The organism is Paenibacillus sp. J22P90, from assembly GCF_059692195.1.
On record NZ_JCAUAY010000003.1, the window covers coordinates 163,037 to 181,441 of the forward strand.

The following is an 18,405-nucleotide window of genomic DNA, read 5'->3' on the forward strand; positions in this document are numbered from 1 at the left end:
AAAAGGGCGAACACAGCAGCCTAATCGAGGGTCCTTCGTACTTTCTCATTATTGACTGTATCGATCGAAAAACGGGTAATTTTATCAGCTTCGAAGAGTCAAAATCAGCACTCAAATTAAAATATGTGGATGAAAGCTGCAGCAAGCTAGGAATAAACACAACTTTAGAACTGTTGTCCCCTGGTAACTTTTACCTTAAAATGTAAAGAGACCGAAAGTAAATCTATTAGGTAAACAGGCTAAGGCGGTGAATTCCATTCATGAGTTATCAATCACAAATGAGAAATAACCAATCGTCAGATCAACTCAACACGCATACGAAAACGAACAACACGGCTAAACAGACTGGAACAGCGGATCGCATGTCCCCTTTTTCCACTTCACATATCGCACAGCTACAGAGAACCATCGGAAATCGCGCCGTTGCTCAATTATTTAGATCGCAAACACAACCACAAGCTGAGAAGCCGATTCAGAAAAAAGAAAACAAAACAGGCATGCCCGATAACCTCAAATCAGGTGTTGAAAGCCTGTCCGGTATGTCCTTGGATTCCGTTAAGGTGCACTACAATTCCGATAAACCTGCTCAGCTGCAAGCCTTAGCTTATGCGCAGGGGAATAACATCCATGTCGGACCTGGTCAAGAGCAGCATTTGCCGCATGAGGCGTGGCACGTGGTTCAACAGCGTCAAGGACGAGTAGCCTCTACCATGCAAGCTGGCGGAGTCGCGATTAATGATGATCATGGATTAGAATCTGAAGCCGATACTATGGGAGCTAAAGCAGCTGATTTTGGCGGAGAACGTATGCAAATGCAGCGATCGGACAACGCTAGTTTAGAAGGCGAAGCTCCATCTACGGATACAATTCAAAAGGTGGCAGCTACGCTGTATGATGGATTGGATAAGGACAATCCAAGTACTTATGATGCCGGTGGCGGGCACTCCTATGCCGATCATGGGGCGCATACAACGGAAGAACAGCAGCGGAATCGATTGAAAACCGGTGTCGCTCCTTCCGGCCGGGAGAGTAAGGTGCCATCGGGCAAAGCCGCTTCCAAATTCGCTTCGGATGATAAGCATAAGGAAGCTTTCACGAAGGCTTACACGGCATTGGTGACCAAAAATGCACCTAAGAAAAACTTACTCGGTATGGGTGGCGTCATCGACGTTGCTGGTGCTGGAGTCGGTTATCTCCGAGACGGCACACAAGTCGACTGCGATAAAGTCAATTTGGATATCCAGGCTGACGGCGGCAAATTGAGAATTAATACGATGTTTCCAGTAAGCTAGGAGGAGTAGGAAATGGGTTCATCTGAAGGGAACAAATTGAGTCAGCTCTTGGATGAGCTGGCTGCAGCTTTAGTGGACTGGCAGTCTCGGATGGTAGAGAAGCAGGCTATCGAGGAGCTGCTTGAAGAAAATGAGCTTAATGAAGAGGGGGCTGCTCCTTCTTGGCTGATTGATCTACTTTCTGCGGTAAATGACAGAAAAGTCACAGGGCACTGGGTTGATTTCACACGTTCAGGCGATGATACGCATGTCCTCGATTTCATCCGGCACCTGCCTACGGTCTTGCCGATTCGATATGAGAACAACGAGGAGAGCTGGCTGCTAACCTTTCCGCAGCTTCAGCTGGAAGCGTGTATTTCGTTCGAGGGTTCCTGCTACAAGGTGAGCGGGATCGGGGATACGTGGGAGTTAGAGGATGCGTTGAATGAGTAGCAAAGGCGTGAAAGAGAAAAGGCAGTCCCTGAAGTAGATTTCTACTTGGGGATTGCCTTTTTTTCCAAAACGAAGCCTCGAAAGGGAACGTGGTTCCGCTATTTGGCTAAAATCTGCCGATTTCCGTGACTAACGGAACGTGGTTCCGCTATTTGCCCGATTTTCGATGTTTTGGGCATTTTTCGGACAAATAAGGGACTGTAGTTCCCTTTCACTGTCCATTTCGCGCATTTTGCCGAAAATAGCGTCCTCTGGTTCCCTTTCTCTTCCTCCCCCCCCCCCCCTAATCCTTATACGGATCAAACTCATCCGCCCCAGCCATACACACACCAATGGGCTTCAAAACATGCAGCACCTCAATCGTCTCCGCATGCGCATCCAGCACATCTTCCAGCTTCCGATAGACAAAAGGACTCTCGTCCGTCCCAGCGCCGCGAAGCTCCACGCCGTAATCCTTGACCGCATCCATCATGCGGTCTGTTGAGATTTGCCCGCCGCTTCGGGTGCGGGTTTTCCAGTTCATTTTGCCTGCCGCCTGCGTCCGACTCATAACTCTGCCGGCGCCATGCACGGTGCTGTAAAAAGCGTCCCGATTCTCGTCCGTATCTTTCCCTCTCACAATCACGGAAATATCGCACATGCTGCCCCCGATAAAACCCAGCTGATCTGGCGCAGATGGCGTAGCCCCTTTCCGAACTACTACGGTATCCTGACCATTATGAACTTCTTTCCAGGCAAAATTGTGATGATTATGCACCGCGAATTCCGCTTCTGCTCCTAAAATCGTCAACACCTGCTCCATGACGTAATCTCGCCCCGCGTAAGCATAGCGCCCTGCCAGCTTCATGGCTCTGTAGTACATGTCTCCCATTTCGCTCGACACATCCAAAAGAATCGGCGGTTGATCCATCTTTTCACCTGGTGCGTTGCCCAGAAACTCGCGCCCAGCCGTCAGATTGATAAAACCACTCGCCGTCTTATGGCCGAACCCGCGGCTGCCAAAATGGTTCGCCACCCACACTCGTCCCGTACTCTCCTCCTCGAACACGTCCACAAAATGATTCCCGCTGCCAACCGTTCCAAGCTGATCTCGTGCTAGTGCCTTCAACTTGTCATGTTCTTGTTTACCAATGGCTTTATACACATCCCAATCTGGATCATCGAACAGATCATGATCGACCTTTTCATTGTTTACGCGCCCAATCCCGAAGGAAATTTTACGCGCAATTTGATCCATGATGCCAGCCATACGAGGCTTTACATCGGAAGCCATGAGATTGGTTCTTACCGCTTTATTGCCGCAAGCGATATCGTAACCTACGCCAGAAGGCGATAACTGACCGTCGTATACGACTACCCCACCTATCGGCTGGCTATATCCTTTGTGATGATCTGCCATCAGTAATGTTTGAACGACTCTTCCTGTTTCTGAACAAGTTTTTGCTTGTGACACAGCGCCTTCATCAGGTTGCCCCCAGACGCGGACGCCGTTTATATTTTGATAGGCCATGTAGTTCAACTCCTAAATTTGAAAATGATAAATCCCTATCCCCATACTTCCCTCAATGCCGAACGAAACAACTCATCAAGCTGCTGATCCTGAGCACCCTCACCAGTCTGCATGGTGGATGCGGTTCGATCATAGTAGGCTATTCTCGCCTCTAAAAACTCAATAATCGGATTGATTCTTGGCTCATAATCCATTTCATCGCCTGCTATTTTACGAGCAAGGAGCTCTTGAATAGCCGACTTTAGCAGTCCTTCTGGCACTAAGCTGTCGACAAGATCTTGAAACTCGATGGGCGGCATCGTGTTATTCCGCTCAATCCATTCACAGGCCAAGATCGGGCGCAGGACATAGAAATACTTTTTAATTTTGACATGATCCCCTTGCAAGTATTTCCTATAATTTCCCTTCGCCATGTGCAGGTAATGATGCATACACGATTTGGGCGAGAAGGTCAAAGGCGATATTCGGCGGATTTGATCGGCTATCGAGAAATTTTCTATATACAGTATCGGAGACTGCAACCACTCTAGCAATGGTGGATTAGACTTTCGAAACAAACTCAGCGCTTTTCTCAAATCCCAGCCGTTGATATCCAGCATATCGCTGATCGGTCGTTCAATGACATCGCGTTTTTCAAAAATCGATAAATACCAATCCACTGGCCGAATGTATATAAATCTTACATCATAGTCGCTATCTTTGGAAGGGAAGCCCCATGCTCGACTGCCTGATTCACAAGCATATAAGATGCGCACATTCTCTTCCTTTTCGATCCGTTTCAATTCCTCTATGATTTGTTGTTGTACATCTGACATGAGGTTCTTCCTCCTTTTGTTCTTGTATATAAAGCCTTATAACCTTATTTTCACTCATTTCCTTCCCATCGAACATGGTAAAAGTATTACGACAACAGAGAAAGTTTACCATTTCGCCCAATTCCATCCCCTGTTACAATGGAGTTATGAAGTAGTTTGAACGGAGGAGTTAGGTGGCTAAGGAAAGCTTTGATAAAGAAATCCAGTTTCTACGCATGCTCGTGCTGACGAGTGGCGCCTACAACAGACAGCAATTCTCAGAGAGACTGGGCATTTCTATCCATACTTTTGACAAGACGCTTCGACGGTTAAAAGAGATCGTGAGCTCCACCTACCAGCACTTACCGCAGGAGGAGCGAAAAGAGTTCGCCGAGACGATTCGCTTCAGCTATTACGAGTCCACCGATCCGATGCTGCTTTTCTTATTTCGTGCCAAATCCCTGAAGGAATCGGAATCTCAGCGAATATCGCTGCTTTTAGCTGCTATGGACGAACAAGCTTTGACAGCCATGGAGCTGTTAGACATGATTTGTTCCAGTCAGTCTGCCGAGCTTTCCCAGCCCGATGAAAAAACAATTCGTTCCGACCTCAAATATTTGGAAGAAGTTGGTGTCATTACAAAGCAAGCAGGTGCTCGTCCCTATCGATACCGCATTCAAAATGACCTGATCCACGAACAGACAGACGATGAACTGTACGATCTTTATGATTTTGTAGATGTCATGGCGAACACGCAGGTACCATCTGTTCAAGGCTATTTGCTGCGCGATGGCTTGAAAAAGCATTTGACTCGCAAACAAGTTGAGAAGCATACCATTGAGCCATTTTTATATAAATATCACTATTATTCCCGCATCTTAGATGAGGCGCATTTGTTCACGATTCTTAGTGCCATCCGTAACCGTCGGAAGGTTCGATTTCTATATTTTTCACCCAAGTCGGAAAAAAGCTACGCCTCCAAGAACACCAACCCGCTATTCGAGCGGGATACGAACGGAAAAGCGGAGAAAACACTCCCGCTGAAAGTGGTCTATGATCATCAGTATGGGCGATGGTATTTACTTTCCAATGGCCGAGAGGGGATCCGAAAATATCGTTTGGAAGGCATTACGCAGATCGAAGAGGATGAATCGGTTGCTGAAGATGTGTTTGAAAATAGATCGACCGAGCTTCAGGAAAAAATTCGCTATAGCTGGCTAATTGATACGGGGCAACCTGTGACGGTTCGTGCCCGATTTTTCAAGCCGGAAGGTTCTGCGCCTAACTTTATTAAGGACCGGGTGTTGCTTCAAGGACAATGGGGACAAATCGTGCAGGAGGATGGGCATTCTTTTATCTATGAGATTCTGGTTAACGGGACCACAGAAATTAAGCCTTGGCTGCGCAGCTTCGGGTCTAGCTGTGAAATACTCGAGCCGATTCAGTTCCGCAGGGAAATGATCGCTGAATGGAAGGAGATTGGGGCTTATTATGAATCTGTTTGAGAAGATTTTTAATTACCAGATTATTTCCCGGCTTGAGGACTCAGGGACGTTCATGGTCACTGCGCACGAAAGGTCCTGGCTGAAAACGATGCTGGGGCATCCTGCGGCGGATGAGGCTTTTACGCCTGATACGTTGAATAAACTACGAGCTATCCTTGAACAAGATCGGGTTATGGATATCTCCGACCATCTCATTGAAAAAGCCCGCAGTAGAGAGAAACAGGTCTACCACCCGCTCCTGCGAGTTTTAAGACGGCTTATCACCGAGAAAAGCGGTATCCGTATTACACATGAGATCAAAGGCGGATGCATTCAGTCTGGCCAATCTGGGCTGCCCTATAAGTTAGAATACTCCATGGTCAAAAGAGAATGGTACCTCCTCTGGTTCCACCTGCGGCATCACACGTTCATGCGTACCAAACTGGATAAGATCGCTTCCGTCACGGCAGAGACTTTGGAAACTATAGAGGCAGATAGCATCCTGGCGAAAATCAAGATTGCCCTCGACGCTCGAAAAGGCGAAGCCGTCCTTGAGGTCGTTCGTGTTTACAATAAAGAGCTGTCGCGAATCCTATACGCCCTCTCCAGCTTCGAAAAAGACGTCGCCTATGATACAGATAATGATATCTATAGGGTTAGGGTGGTCATACTCGGCAATGAAGCGGAGTATCTGCTATCCAAGATCCGTTTTCTCGGCAAACGAGTTCGTGTCGTTGAGGGGGATTTTTTGAAAAGACGCATGCTGGAGTCGTCGACGAAGGCATTGGCGCGGTATGGCGTGAGTTCCAGTGGCGAGGACGAGGAGGAAGTTATATGAAAAATTCAAGACCGAAGTCACATATTTGGATTGCCATTGCGGGATCTGTGTTTATCGTAGCAGTAGGGATGTACCTCGTGTTCCTTGCGTTTAAGCATTTTTTTGCTCAGATATGTGGGATTACGGGGTGTTAGGTGAGTGAGCTGTTGCAGCGAAATTGGAAGTAGGTGCTAGTTGCTGTCCTACTTCCGTCGAACTTGATTTTTTCCCACAGGAGAAGCTGTTAGTTCGATTTTGCCTACTTATTTACTACATTCTGCAGAGATTAGGGGCAATAGTTCGATTTAACACAACTAAACAGCCCCTAACCAGCTGTCACACTAAAATTTGGTCAATTAGTTCGGCAAAATCGAATTAAACTATATTGAGGATCAAAATAATTCAATTTAGTTTGATTTTATCTAATTAATGCAGTTTCTTACCCTACACCCCGCACCCCAACCAACCTCACCGAAACCTCATCCAACCGCTCCCTAATCAGTATCGCCTCGGCATACTTAGCCGGTATTTGCTCATACCCATAATAAATGCCCGCTAACCCACCAGCAATGGCCCCAATGGTATCGGAGTCTCCGCCCAAATTGGCCGCTCTCTGAACAACATCGCTAAAGTCAGAAGCTTCCAGCAAAATATGGAGCACCCAACGCAACGTATGAACAACAAAACCGCTAGCTTCGCAGTCAGGCGCTGATGTGAGCATACTTTCATATTCCGTTCCGATCAGCTCCTGCTGGATCACGGTTTTCATCTCTTCCCCCTGAATCAGTCGAAAAGCAATGCGATTATAGAGAATGCAAGCTTCGTTGCATCTTTCATCATAGTGGGTCATTTTCGATTGCATGTGGGAAATTCGCTCGATCATTGACCAGTCCTTGTAAGCCAACGCTACAGGCAAACAGCGCATTAATGATCCATTCCCCGCACTTTGGCCCATCTCGATATGAGTTACATAAGCAGCCTCGAACCAATTCCCTTCAACATTCTCAAAAGTATGCCTAATGATATTGCCGATATCTTTCGGCCTCGTTTGATACCACTTCATAAAGTGTGATCCGATGGCATCAAGGGGATCGATGGGATTGTCCAAAATCCCTTCCGCCACACACAACGTCATCATCGTGTCATCCGTCACTTCACCAGGCTCTAAACGCCAGACGCCCCCGCCAACGATCTCGGTTAAATAACCGTATTTCGCTTGAACTTCCCGAACACTCATAAATTCGGTTGTGCCACCCAAAGCGTCACCAATGGCAACACCGTAAAGCCCACCTTTGATTTTTTCCAACACATCAATTTCTATCATCGATACTACCTCCCCACAGTCGGATAACGGTCTTTTAAAACCTTAGTAACCTTCTCTGCCCGCTCCTCCAGCGTCCCACTTAGCACCACATAAGGGATTTGCCGCATGTTCAAATCAGCGATAATCTGCTTCTGAAACGAAAGTCTCTGCACATCACCGGAACGATCCCAGGTATCATCGTAAGGAATATCCGTATCGCACACAAAAACACAATCATACCGTGATGCTGCTTCCACTGCCATTTGACCCAAACGCGGCGTCGCCTCCCCATGATAATCGTACGAAAACATATACGTCGTAATCGCATTCGTATCCACAAAAAGGAATTCACGCGCATCCTGTACGAGACGATCCTCCCTTTCTATGTGACCCTCTGCGATTTCTTCCAGCTGCGCTAACGATAATCTGCGATCCACTTGGTGCTTTTCCCAATATTCGCGACCATACTCTGCCATCCAGACGGTATCCATCTGTTTCGCCATATAAGCGGACAGTGTCGATTTGCCAGTTGAAGGAGCCCCAAGAAATACGACTTTCCTAATCATATCCTTATAAACAAACGGACTCAGGAACCTTCTATGGTCAAAAGGCTGCTCCCGAACCACCGTGCCAGAAACCGGGAATGTCACCCGATCTGGATCAACCTGACGGTTCTCTGCCCCCAAAGCTGCACTCATATGCTCCCCATAAAACTCACTGGAGTAAAAATGGGTAATCTTCCGCCCTGCCAGCTTTTGCAGCATATAGGCTTCATGCATACTTTTTATTTCAGGCGTATCTCCGATTTCAGTCGGACCGTCCCAGGCCTCGATGACCTGTACCTGCGGATAGAGAGTACGGATCCAATTGGACCGCACTCGCAAAGGAATATCCGTCGTTTCGGGACAATCATAAATAACAACAATGACTTCATCCATTTCCTGAATGGCTGTTTCGATCATGAACTGATGGCCACGATGAAGCGGCGCAAACTTCCCAAGTGTCAGACCTGTTCTGTGTTGTGACATACGGGTTCCCTCCGATCTACTGCTTGCAACTCTCGTTTCCATGAAATGTACCCCGCCGTAGCAATGATCAAGAAAATTACGTATAAGAACGATATTGTATATAAATCTTTATAAGCATACATCGCGATGGACATCACATCGACAGCGATCCAACAAAGCCAATTCTCCAATATTTTGGATGATAGTAAATACTGTGCAATGAGGCTCAGCGTAGCAATCAAAGCATCTACATAAGGAATAGATGCGTCTGTATACGATTTTAGTCCATATCCCCAGAGGAGTGTCACCGCTACAAAAATCAGGCTAAGAATAAGCATGAGTCGGGGAGTTGTTTTTCGAGTAGGGCGCACCTTCGTACCTTCTCTTTTCGTCAGCCAAATGATCCAACCATACACGCTTAATAGGAAAAAGAACACCTGCAGCATCGTATCCGCATAAAGCTTCGCTTCCCAAAACATGAAGAAGAAACAGCCAACATTAACCAGTCCGATGGGCCATGCCCATATATTTTCTTTTGCGGTCAACCAAACACACAGCAACCCTGTTGTCGTCGCCACGATTTCAATAGGTGCTGATGACGTGTAAACGGCAATGGCCATCATACAGATGAAGACAACAGCTAGTGTCCATACCTTTTTCATATAGAACCCCTCCTAATAACTTCATAATGACAATATCAAATTCTAAAAGAGAAGCGCCTAGCTGTAAATCGATAGCTGCGGCGTCAAATCGGTAAACCGGTATAACTGTGCTGCTCGTTGCGAGTAGCGATTCGAAAGCTTCGGCTCTCCGTGCCGATCATGCACTTCTTCAATAATTCCCTTGCGGCTCTGTGTAGAGGTGATTTTGCGGATGAAGTTGCGTTCCTCGAAATGCGGTACGACCGTCTGGATCACTTGATACAGCTCGCTAATCGTGAACTCCTCAGGGAGAAATTCCTTCGCGATCGTCGTGGTGATCATCTTGGCCTGAATGTGATGTAAAGCATCAGTCAAAATCTCCCTATGATCAAAAGCCAGCTCCAAACGAAGCGCTTCATCTAATGGAAATAAACGTACATCTGCCGCATCCGTATCGGCACGCCGCTCTGCCAGCTGCTTCTCGTGAACCAAGGCAAAGAACGCATGTGAAATGATCCAACCTCTCGGGTCACGACCAGGGGTACTGTACACATTAAAATATTCCATGTGAACATCTGTCACGCCAGTTTCCTCTTGGAGCTCCCGCCGCGCGCATTCATACATACTCTCCCTCTCATTACAAAACCCGCCAGGCAATGCCCACTGACCTACGAATGGCTCTTGTTTCCTTTGAATCAGCATAACCTGTAGTTCCCGAATGGGCAGGGCCTTTTTCGTTGTATGCTTTTCGGTAGATGTTATGGTGAAGATGACAATGTCACTAGGGGCGCCATCTGGTGTCCGGTATTTGCTCATTTGTACACCTGCTTCATCGTTAGTTTAATGTCGATTTGATATTATCATTATGACATATTTAGTAAGGATGTCAAGTGGGCTATTGCCCGATTAGATAAAATTCAGACGTCACAATTATTTTTCAAACTAATTATTGCAATCCCTTATATTCCGAGTATAATACTAGGTATAACCGCGAAATGAGGTAACCGCCATGCTAGAAACTGTGAAACTAGAGCAACGCTGGAAAGATGATTATCTAGATTTGTTGAATTATGCGAAGCAAATCGGAGACATTGAATGGCAAAACGAAATTATTCAGACGCTGACGAAGTCAGCCTTATATATGCAACAAACGACACTTGAATATCAAATAAGCCAGTTGTGGCACCAATTCGATGCCGTTAATAATAAGATGCTGGAACTCTACAGACAGTTGAGGGAAACAGATAACGTGTATGTCTCTTCTCGGTTGATCGAGGAAGTTTGGGGATTGAAACTACAACGGGTTGAAATTGGTAAACAGTTGAACGCAACGAATCCAAGATAAAAACACAAAAAAATCCCGTATGCGGCTTTCCGCTCTACCGGACATCGGTTCATGTCTATTCATCATGCCATGCATGCAGTCACCTGCTCTGCAGAATTGCATTTCAAGGTACGCATCAATTTGCAGATTGATATGTACTTGCAATATTAATTTCATCGTATGAATTCAATGATAACCGTGTGTGTTCGATAACTCCTTGCCTGAGGACGTTACTTACACAGCGGTTTGTTTCATTTCACGCATCATACCCATCATCATCGTCATCATCTCATCGCAAGATTGCATTTTGGACATCATCATATCCATATCCATCATGTCCGTCATTTCCATACCTTGCATGCAATCCATCATCATTTTCATGTTGTTCATTTTGCACATCATTTCTTCCATGCACATCGACATCATCATTTTCATGCTCATCATTTCCATTTGTTCCACTCCTTTCTCTCTACTATGTTTTTTGTTCCAACAATTAGAAGATTAACCCATTTGGAAACATTTATCAAGTCTTTTCCGAAAAATATATTGCTTTCAGTTAAATGATTATGTTATATTTTAGTATTGATTAAATACCAATTTCACCCCTTTGACTGATTGTTTTAGTCGGGTTTAGTACGAACAAAGGAGGCCCCCTAATGGATCCGAAAGTTAAAGAAGCCCTATCCGTAACACTTCACAACTGGCAGACGATGACCTCTTATCAAAGTGATGAGAAGGAAGCTGTGGCTGATCAATTCCAATCTTCATTCTATGTATTCATAGAGACGGTCCGCGATTGGGTAGTCCATCTAGACTCGCCACCATTAACATTGGATGAAATGCTTGAAATGGATATAATCCAAGATATTTTCGACCTGCTTCCTCCGCCGTTACATTTGAATTTCGAGACCGAATTAGAGTTAATTATAGATCGTATAGAACGTGTTGATGAAGATAAATACGATTGATTACAGCAAAAAACACAAAAAACCTGAAAATCCTTAGAAAAGGAATTTCAGGTTTTTCTGCAACCAATTTAACCCAAATCGACCTTAAAGTTGGATGCGGATTCTGTTAATTCATGAGCTAAATTCAACAAATTCAGTGAATTCGCAGCTGTTTCTTCGGTGCTGGCAGTCGCTTCTTCACAAACGGCTGCAATCGTTTCAATGGAGGTTAATACGACTTTGGTTTGCACCGATTGCTGGGCACTTGCCGCAACGATTTCTGTCACTTGCTTGGCTGCATCATTGACTTTATCCGAAATTTGGACAAGTGATTCTCCTGTTTTCCTGGAAAAAATCACAGCATTTGCGGCAGCTTGAGAGCTCTGTGTCGTATAATTCTGCACATCCCGAATAATGCCAGTAATTTCGTTTGCCGCTTCAGAGCTTCTTTCCGCCAATTTGCGAACTTCATCGGCAACGACTGAAAAACCGCGTCCATGTTCCCCCGCACGCGCCGCTTCGATCGCAGCATTTAAGGATAGTAAATTGGTTTGCTGCGCAATTTCATCGATCACCTCGATAATTTCACCGATTTTGATAGATGCGGTTTGCAAAGTATCCATTTTAACGCTCAAGGTATCCATACTTTCAATGGATTGCTGTACGATTTTGCCACTTTCATCGGCAACTCGCTGTGCGTCGCTGCACATTTGGGAGGCATCTTGCGCATTTTGTGCTACATTGTCAATCGCAGTGGAGAGTTCCTCCAACAATTCATTCATCGATTGCGTGGCCAAAGCTTGATCATTACTGCCTTTTGCAATTTCGGTCGTACTTCGGGAAATGATGGTCGAGGAGTTAGAGACTAGGATGGCATCCTGTTTCACTTTACTAATCAATTCCCTTAAGCTTGCAACCATATGATTGAATGAAATCGTGAAATTTCCAACTTCATCCCTAGAAACCAAGCTGCTTTCAAGCGTCAAATCCCCGTTGGCCACTCTACTCGAAATATTCTCCAGATGCTGCAGCGCATTACGTGTAGATATGCAAAAAGCAATCGATAAGTAGAACGCTAAAGCTAACAACACAGTAACGAACGACATCGCTTGAAGCCGCCCCGTGGAAAACGAATCTATCCGCTTCTGAAGTAACTCATTAAGGATGGGAGTAGCCGTGTTATATAGTTTAAAAGCAGAAGCCATCGTAGGAGTTGCGATGCTTTCCAATTCACCAATTGTTACTTTCATTTGTTCTGAATCAATAAAACGATCATTTAGCAGTTTACTATACTGAGAAATAAGAACATTGTAGTCTTCCAATTGTTTGTTAAGACTTGATTGTATGGAGGGGTTGTTCGCGAAAGCCGTCTGTAAATCAGCCTGTATGCTTTCAAAATGAGTTTGAATTAATGTTGTATTTCGAAGAAGCTGCCGCTTCGTTGCCTCGTCTATCTGATTTTTTTGAATGGCATGGAGAGCAAGACCTTGGGATAAACTGATCCTGTCTGCCAAATCCGGCAATGTCTGCAACGTTGCGCTCATGATATAAAAGGTGTCGATATCGGGATCCAAGATTAAGTTAGAATTGTTACTTGTCAGCGTAATTAACGCATTGAGATGGTTAACAAATGTGATGTGGCTATCATAATTAGCCGTCTCCTTCGATCGGAGAGCAGTTTCTTTATACCGCTGCCACTCTGTAGTGAGCTTTTCCCAAGCCTCTGAAGTACGAAGACTTCGTCCCAACTCGGCATCAAGTTTATTTTGAAGCGTCATATTCTTATCGACTTGTTGGATACTTGTGTTAATTTTGGCTACTGCTGAGGTATCTCCAGCTATGTATTGGTTCACAAATACTCTTAAATCCATCGCTGGCCCAAGCAGGTTTATTAGTCCCATGTTATATTTACTTCCAATAATCTCATCTTTCCCGAAATCAATTGCGTTATTTTTTTCCGATACATAAAAGTAGATTAAAAAAACAATGGGGATAATGAGAACTACACCCACAGCAATGAATTTTCGCCCATAATTAAGCCGATTCATAACGTTAATCGCAGGGTTAAATAAGGTATTTATCATGATTTCTCCTCCTCGATAATTACATTATGTATCGGATTTCGCCATCTTTCGACTTAATTCCTCTTTGAAAAATGCCAAAGTATGTAATATTAAATGACATGCAAGTTACTAATGATTTTGATGTGAAAAATAAAAAAAACTATCCCTTAGTCAATAGACTTTGGAATAGCTTTCGAACAATCGCGGAAGAACTGGTTATACATATAAGAAGTCAAAAGGTTGCCTAAGCTTGACCTTGCGAAATTTTAGTGAGACGCTCTTTAATATTTTCTGTACACACGCCACCATGAAAGGTAATGACGGTTTCAATATCATAATCCAGCAGTCTGGCTACCGATTCGAGTGCTAACGGCATATCCGGCGTGAACTGAGGATTTGGTGGCATCAGCACGCCGTCTTGCGAAGTTAGCGCGTCTCCGGAAATTAACGTTTTACTGCTTGGGTGATACAGACTGATATGATCTGGCGTATGGCCGGGCGTATAAATGACTTGAATGCCCCCGGCATAAGGTAGTACATCCCCATCCTGAAGCGTCACATCCACTTTGGTCGGCGTGACCAAAATTTTACGTTTCACCGTCGGTACTTCCCCTTGAATATAAGGCTTGCCTAGTTCGTGCGCCAGCACTTCAATCCGTCCTTCTGAAGCGTTGACCAGATCGGGCAGGCTGCCAATGTGATCCATATCATGGTGCGTAATGATGATTTTCGTCAGCTTTTCAAAAGGGAAGGATGCTGCATTAAGTTGGTCACGAATCAGTCCTAACTGGCCTGGGATACCCGTATCAACAAGGATGACATCCTGCTCGTCCCAAAGTAATGCCGCATGTACGGTAAATGGGTTCCCATTCACGTCCATATCCAAAATAAGTGATTGAATTCCTGCTTGATCTGCCATTCCTGCACCTCCAGAATATTTGCCTAATTACTTAATTCCATTGTAATGGCTGGTCCGTGCAAGAGCAATTTTTGCCGCTTCACAGGTAGCTAGCCGATCGCTGAAATGCCGCAAAACTCATCGAAGTTCATAGTGAACTTATCGTCTTTGTTGGCGCTCTACGCCTCTTGCTGGATGTTATCCTCATCTTCCCCGTGTCAGTTACCATCACAAGTAATACCCTCCTCCGTCCAACTTGTATCGTTGGTAAGCCTGTTGCGGGTTTTCTGGAAAGGGGGTATCATCACTATTGTTAGTAGGGCCTCCTGGAAGAGTTTTCTCTGTAGGATGACTACATCATAGATAGGGGCGAATGGCTGTGGAGAAACGTAAGTTCACTCCCTTTAATGGGATGAGATGGAAATTATCCGATATTCCTTTATTTTATAAACTGAGCATCTGTTTCTTGTTCCTGTCTTTCCTTATGATCCTTCTATCTTATGGCCACTTTATAAACTACAAGAAGGATAAGGAAGCTGTATCTCTGGAAGCAATCGACCAGGCCAACAAGCAAACCATGGGCAGAATCGACTCTTATTTGGCGGATTTGTCTTCTATTACCATCATCCCTCTCATGGAACAGAATTCGAAAGATAATTTTTTTCAGAACCTTAAATCATTTCAGAATAATCAAGTCAGCCTGGATTTTCAACGGGAAGCTGACATGATATTCAATAAGATGTTTTTGTTCAAAAAAGACATCCACTCCATTTTCTTATTCAATCTAAACGGAATGAGCGAATACAAGGTGCTGGATACAGCCTTGCTACGCCCGTTTGATCCTGTTCGAGAAGATTGGTTTCACAAAAGCATCGAGAGCTATGGCATGCCGCAGATCGTCTCCACCTATCACTTGCCCAATGTATCCGACCAGAGGACACGGCCCATTCAAGTGTTCGGAGTGGCTAGAGGGCTTGTGGACGTTAATGCAGGAGCCGTAGCGGCTGTGCTGCTTGTCAATACGAAGGTTGATTACTTGGCCGAACAAATCAAAAATTTGATGCTTTTTCCCAATCAAAGAGTAGTCATCGTGGATAAGTATGGTCAGACCATATACGATACCAGCACTCCGAATATCGGCAGTCCCGCCGATATGGATCTGCAAAGCATAGCCGGCGCACGGCTCAGTCAGGCAAGCATCATTGACGGCACGCATTCCATTGTCCGAAGCTTCACTTCCGAAGCGAACGGCTGGACCATTCTGACCATCATCCCGGAGCGTGAATTGTTCCGGCAGATCAATAAGGCAGGCAAAGTGACGATGTTTATTACCTTCCTTGCCATCGCGGGTTCCTTTTTCTTTTTGTTTATCATTTCCAGACAAATCGTGAATCCGATTAAAGCGCTTATCAATACCATCAAGAAATTTGAGAAAGGCAATTTTGGTGTGAAGGTCCAAGATAACAGAGCGGATGAAATCGGTGCCTTGGGCACATCGTTCAACCGAATGACACACCGAATTCAGGATCTTATTCAGGAAGTATATATTGACAAGCTCCTGAAGAAGGAATTACAACTGCAAAGCCTTCAGAATCAGATCAACCCCCATTTTCTGTACAACACCATTGAATCGATACGGATGATGGCCGAAATCAATGATGACGACGAAGCATCCCGGATGGCTGTTGCCCTTGGCGGCATCCTGAGGTATGGCATCACCGACCCATTGTCCAAGGTGCAATTGCGGGATGAAATTCATTATCTAAAGGAGTATGTCTTACTTCAGCAGGTCAGATACGGCGACTTATTCCAAATTGTTATCGACGTTGAAGAAGAAATTGAGGATATTCCGATTCCCAAGATGGTCTTACAGCCACTGGTGGAAAATGCCATAAACCATGGCTTGAAATACACGTCCGCTGGAGGACTCATAACCGTATCCGTAAGAAAGCTTGGGAGCGATGTTTTGTTCGAGGTAATGGATAACGGGTGCGGCATCTCCGCTGACAAGCTTAAGCAGACTATGGATGATTTGAACGGAATCAATGAATTCCCCGGCAGTATTGGCCTGAAAAACGTCCATCAAAGGATCGGCCTGCATTATGGAGCTGGATATGGTTTACAAATTCGAAGTGTGGAGCAGGTTCAAACGACGGTATTTTTTCAAATTCCAATCGAGACCTAGACCATATAGAAGCGAGGCTAATCTATGTATCACGTATTCATTGCAGATGACGACAGAATCATTCGGACCGGTCTGAGAAAAATTATCGAGAGAAATTGTCCGGAATGGACGGTCGTTGGAGAGGCATCGAATGGACAACAGGCCTATGAGGACATCTTGGTGTGCAAGCCAGACTTGTTAATCACGGATATCAAGATGCCTGTTCTGGATGGCGTGGAGCTGATTCGGAAGGTGAAGGCGCAACAAGAGCCACTTGATCGGATGAAAATCATCGTGCTGAGCGGGTACGGCGAATACCCGTATGTCAGGGAGACATTGCGTCATGGCGCGGTGGATTATTTGTTGAAGCCGATCCCCACACCGGATATTGTGGCGTTGCTGCAGAAGATCAGGGATGACCATGCTCTGGAGCAGGAATCCTCTCGGCGGGACGAGCTGCTGAAGGATAGATCTGAGGAAGTGCAGCTGTTGGTCGAGGAAAAGGCATTGCTGCAATTACTCCATGCCAGAGCACAAGATCTAGAGCCATGTAAGCAAAGGCTGCGAGACTGTGGACTGGCAGACAGCGGGAATTTTCTGGTCGCCATCCTACAGGTTCACCAGAATGATCCTTTGATTCTTGAAACAATAAAGAACGATTTGCTCTCGCTAGTCCCGGAAACGGACCCATTGGTTCGTGTCATGCTTGCTTTACGCGGTACTCAGGTTATTGCTGTTTTTTGCGGAAATAAGGAATTCGTCCATTTCAAGAATGTGGTGCAGGAAGCTCTGAACTTACAGGGAGCCAACTGGACTTCCCGGCTAGACATCAAAGTTACGTGCGGCATCAGTGATGTATTTACAAGAATAGATGAACTGCCCAATAGAGCCAAGGAGGCGGAGCGTGCTCTGGAAACTGGCTTCTACGAAGATGCAGGCGCGAAATTTCTTACTTCGCAGGATGAATCGAACAAGTCAACGATTGCATCGTTTCCATGGGAGCCGGAGGTTCAACAAATTTCCAGCCTGATGGAATTGGGGGATTTTGGCCAGGCCAAAAATGTACTGATGCAATTGATGCATCGCTTGGACATGCTTCGGGCGAAACCCGTTCACGTGAAGGATGTCTGCAAAAAAATTGTTACCCGCATGGAAGCATCATCTCGTGACTTTGCCGAAGCGGCCTCATCCAGCAAGGTGGCGAACGGGCAGGAATTATTTGCTTGTATCGATCTCGTTCCCACCATGAAAGATCTTATCGGGCTGCTCGCCGAAGATTTTACTGATCGAACAACCACGATTCAAAATCGTAAAAGCGAGAGAAGCATTCGCATTATTGAAATCGCCAAGGAATATATTCAGCAACACTTCCGCGAGGACTTGATGCTTCAGAGCGTTGCGGACCGGGTATGCCTGAATCCCTTCTATTTCAGTAAGCTATTCAAAGATCAGACCGGAAAAAGCTTTACGAATTTTCTCATGGAGGCTCGCATTCAAGAAGCCAAGAAACTGCTGGCAATGCCCGAAATTAAGGTGTACGAAGTAGGAGGAATGGTTGGATATGAGGAACCTGAATCGTTCAGCCGAGCCTTCAAGAAAGTAGTAGGCGTGTCCCCTACGGAATACAGAAAAAAGATCAAGTAAACGGACAATCAAATGATCTGTTAAGAAATCCAATATCAAGTCATTCATTTGCTCTCTTGAAAACGCTTAAAATAGGGGTATCAGA

The 18,405-nt window shown here is 45.4% G+C and carries 18 protein-coding genes; 9 read left to right on the top strand and 9 right to left on the bottom strand.

What is annotated here, in order from left to right; genetic code table 11:
* Positions 1–260: 260 nt before the first annotated feature.
* Positions 261–1,292 carry an eCIS core domain-containing protein gene (locus AC58UX_RS11055; RefSeq protein WP_497252453.1) on the top strand — a complete coding sequence of 344 codons (1,032 nt, stop codon included), beginning with the start codon at positions 261–263 and terminating at the stop codon, positions 1,290–1,292.
* 12 nt (positions 1,293–1,304) lie between these two features.
* Entirely contained in the window at positions 1,305–1,724 is a 420-nt protein-coding gene (locus AC58UX_RS11060) for a hypothetical protein (protein WP_497252455.1), read from the top strand.
* 283 nt (positions 1,725–2,007) lie between these two features.
* On the opposite strand, the gene AC58UX_RS11065 is transcribed toward AC58UX_RS11060, so the two are convergent.
* Together AC58UX_RS11065 and AC58UX_RS11070 are read right to left on the bottom strand one after the other, a co-directional pair.
* The gene (locus AC58UX_RS11065) at positions 2,008–3,234 is read right to left on the bottom strand and encodes an RtcB family protein (RefSeq protein WP_497252457.1); all 1,227 of its coding nucleotides are present in this window, start codon (positions 3,232–3,234) and stop codon (positions 2,008–2,010) included.
* Between the two features lie 35 nt (positions 3,235–3,269).
* Positions 3,270–4,049 (bottom strand): nucleotidyltransferase domain-containing protein, encoded by a 780-nt coding sequence (locus tag AC58UX_RS11070; protein WP_497252459.1) that lies wholly within the window; start codon positions 4,047–4,049, stop codon positions 3,270–3,272.
* A gap of 173 nt (positions 4,050–4,222) precedes the next feature.
* On the opposite strand from AC58UX_RS11070, the gene AC58UX_RS11075 reads away from it, so the two are divergent.
* Genes AC58UX_RS11075 through AC58UX_RS11085 form a run of 3 tightly spaced genes read left to right on the top strand, consistent with a single transcriptional unit; the run spans position 4,223 to position 6,484 of the window.
* Positions 4,223–5,533, top strand: coding sequence for a helix-turn-helix transcriptional regulator (locus tag AC58UX_RS11075; protein ID WP_497252461.1), 1,311 nt, complete (start codon positions 4,223–4,225; stop codon positions 5,531–5,533).
* On the top strand, positions 5,520–6,350 hold the full coding sequence (locus AC58UX_RS11080) for a WYL domain-containing protein (protein ID WP_497252463.1): 831 nt from the start codon (positions 5,520–5,522) through the stop codon (positions 6,348–6,350). Before AC58UX_RS11075 ends, AC58UX_RS11080 begins: the two co-directional genes overlap by 14 nt.
* The gene (locus tag AC58UX_RS11085) at positions 6,347–6,484 is read left to right on the top strand and encodes a hypothetical protein (protein ID WP_497252465.1); all 138 of its coding nucleotides are present in this window, start codon (positions 6,347–6,349) and stop codon (positions 6,482–6,484) included. The genes AC58UX_RS11080 and AC58UX_RS11085 overlap by 4 nt, the downstream gene beginning before the upstream one ends.
* 284 nt (positions 6,485–6,768) lie before the next feature.
* On the opposite strand, the gene AC58UX_RS11090 is transcribed toward AC58UX_RS11085, so the two are convergent.
* Genes AC58UX_RS11090 through AC58UX_RS11105 form a run of 4 tightly spaced genes read right to left on the bottom strand, consistent with a single transcriptional unit; the run spans position 6,769 to position 10,096 of the window.
* Positions 6,769–7,653 carry an ADP-ribosylglycohydrolase family protein gene (locus AC58UX_RS11090; protein ID WP_497252467.1) on the bottom strand — a complete coding sequence of 295 codons (885 nt, stop codon included), beginning with the start codon at positions 7,651–7,653 and terminating at the stop codon, positions 6,769–6,771.
* A gap of 5 nt (positions 7,654–7,658) precedes the next feature.
* Entirely contained in the window at positions 7,659–8,660 is a 1,002-nt protein-coding gene (locus AC58UX_RS11095) for an AAA family ATPase (protein WP_497252469.1), read from the bottom strand.
* On the bottom strand, positions 8,636–9,301 hold the full coding sequence (gene pnuC, locus AC58UX_RS11100) for a nicotinamide riboside transporter PnuC (protein ID WP_497252471.1): 666 nt from the start codon (positions 9,299–9,301) through the stop codon (positions 8,636–8,638). Before pnuC ends, AC58UX_RS11095 begins: the two co-directional genes overlap by 25 nt.
* 57 nt (positions 9,302–9,358) lie before the next feature.
* On the bottom strand, positions 9,359–10,096 hold the full coding sequence (locus tag AC58UX_RS11105) for an NUDIX domain-containing protein (RefSeq protein ID WP_497252473.1): 738 nt from the start codon (positions 10,094–10,096) through the stop codon (positions 9,359–9,361).
* A gap of 193 nt (positions 10,097–10,289) precedes the next feature.
* On the opposite strand from AC58UX_RS11105, the gene AC58UX_RS11110 reads away from it, so the two are divergent.
* Positions 10,290–10,625: a hypothetical protein gene (locus tag AC58UX_RS11110; protein ID WP_497252475.1), complete on the top strand. Its 336-nt coding sequence runs from the start codon at positions 10,290–10,292 to the stop codon at positions 10,623–10,625.
* Between the two features lie 213 nt (positions 10,626–10,838).
* Here AC58UX_RS11110 and AC58UX_RS11115 read toward each other — a convergent pair whose 3' ends face one another.
* Entirely contained in the window at positions 10,839–11,039 is a 201-nt protein-coding gene (locus AC58UX_RS11115) for a hypothetical protein (RefSeq protein ID WP_497252477.1), read from the bottom strand.
* A gap of 221 nt (positions 11,040–11,260) precedes the next feature.
* Here AC58UX_RS11115 and AC58UX_RS11120 point away from each other — a divergent pair, with 221 nt between their 5' ends.
* Complete coding sequence (locus AC58UX_RS11120; RefSeq protein ID WP_497252479.1) at positions 11,261–11,572, top strand: hypothetical protein; 312 nt, start codon at positions 11,261–11,263, stop codon at positions 11,570–11,572.
* A gap of 68 nt (positions 11,573–11,640) precedes the next feature.
* On the opposite strand, the gene AC58UX_RS11125 is transcribed toward AC58UX_RS11120, so the two are convergent.
* A complete protein-coding gene (locus tag AC58UX_RS11125; RefSeq protein WP_497252481.1) occupies positions 11,641–13,635 on the bottom strand; it encodes a methyl-accepting chemotaxis protein in 1,995 nt (664 codons plus the stop codon).
* Between the two features lie 223 nt (positions 13,636–13,858).
* A complete protein-coding gene (locus AC58UX_RS11130) occupies positions 13,859–14,533 on the bottom strand; it encodes an MBL fold metallo-hydrolase (protein ID WP_497252483.1) in 675 nt (224 codons plus the stop codon).
* A gap of 391 nt (positions 14,534–14,924) precedes the next feature.
* On the opposite strand from AC58UX_RS11130, the gene AC58UX_RS11135 reads away from it, so the two are divergent.
* Positions 14,925–16,697, top strand: a complete 1,773-nt coding sequence (locus tag AC58UX_RS11135; RefSeq protein ID WP_497252485.1) for a sensor histidine kinase — start codon at positions 14,925–14,927, stop codon at positions 16,695–16,697.
* Between the two features lie 24 nt (positions 16,698–16,721).
* Positions 16,722–18,320, top strand: coding sequence for a response regulator (locus tag AC58UX_RS11140; protein ID WP_497252487.1), 1,599 nt, complete (start codon positions 16,722–16,724; stop codon positions 18,318–18,320).
* Positions 18,321–18,405: the final 85 nt, after the last annotated feature.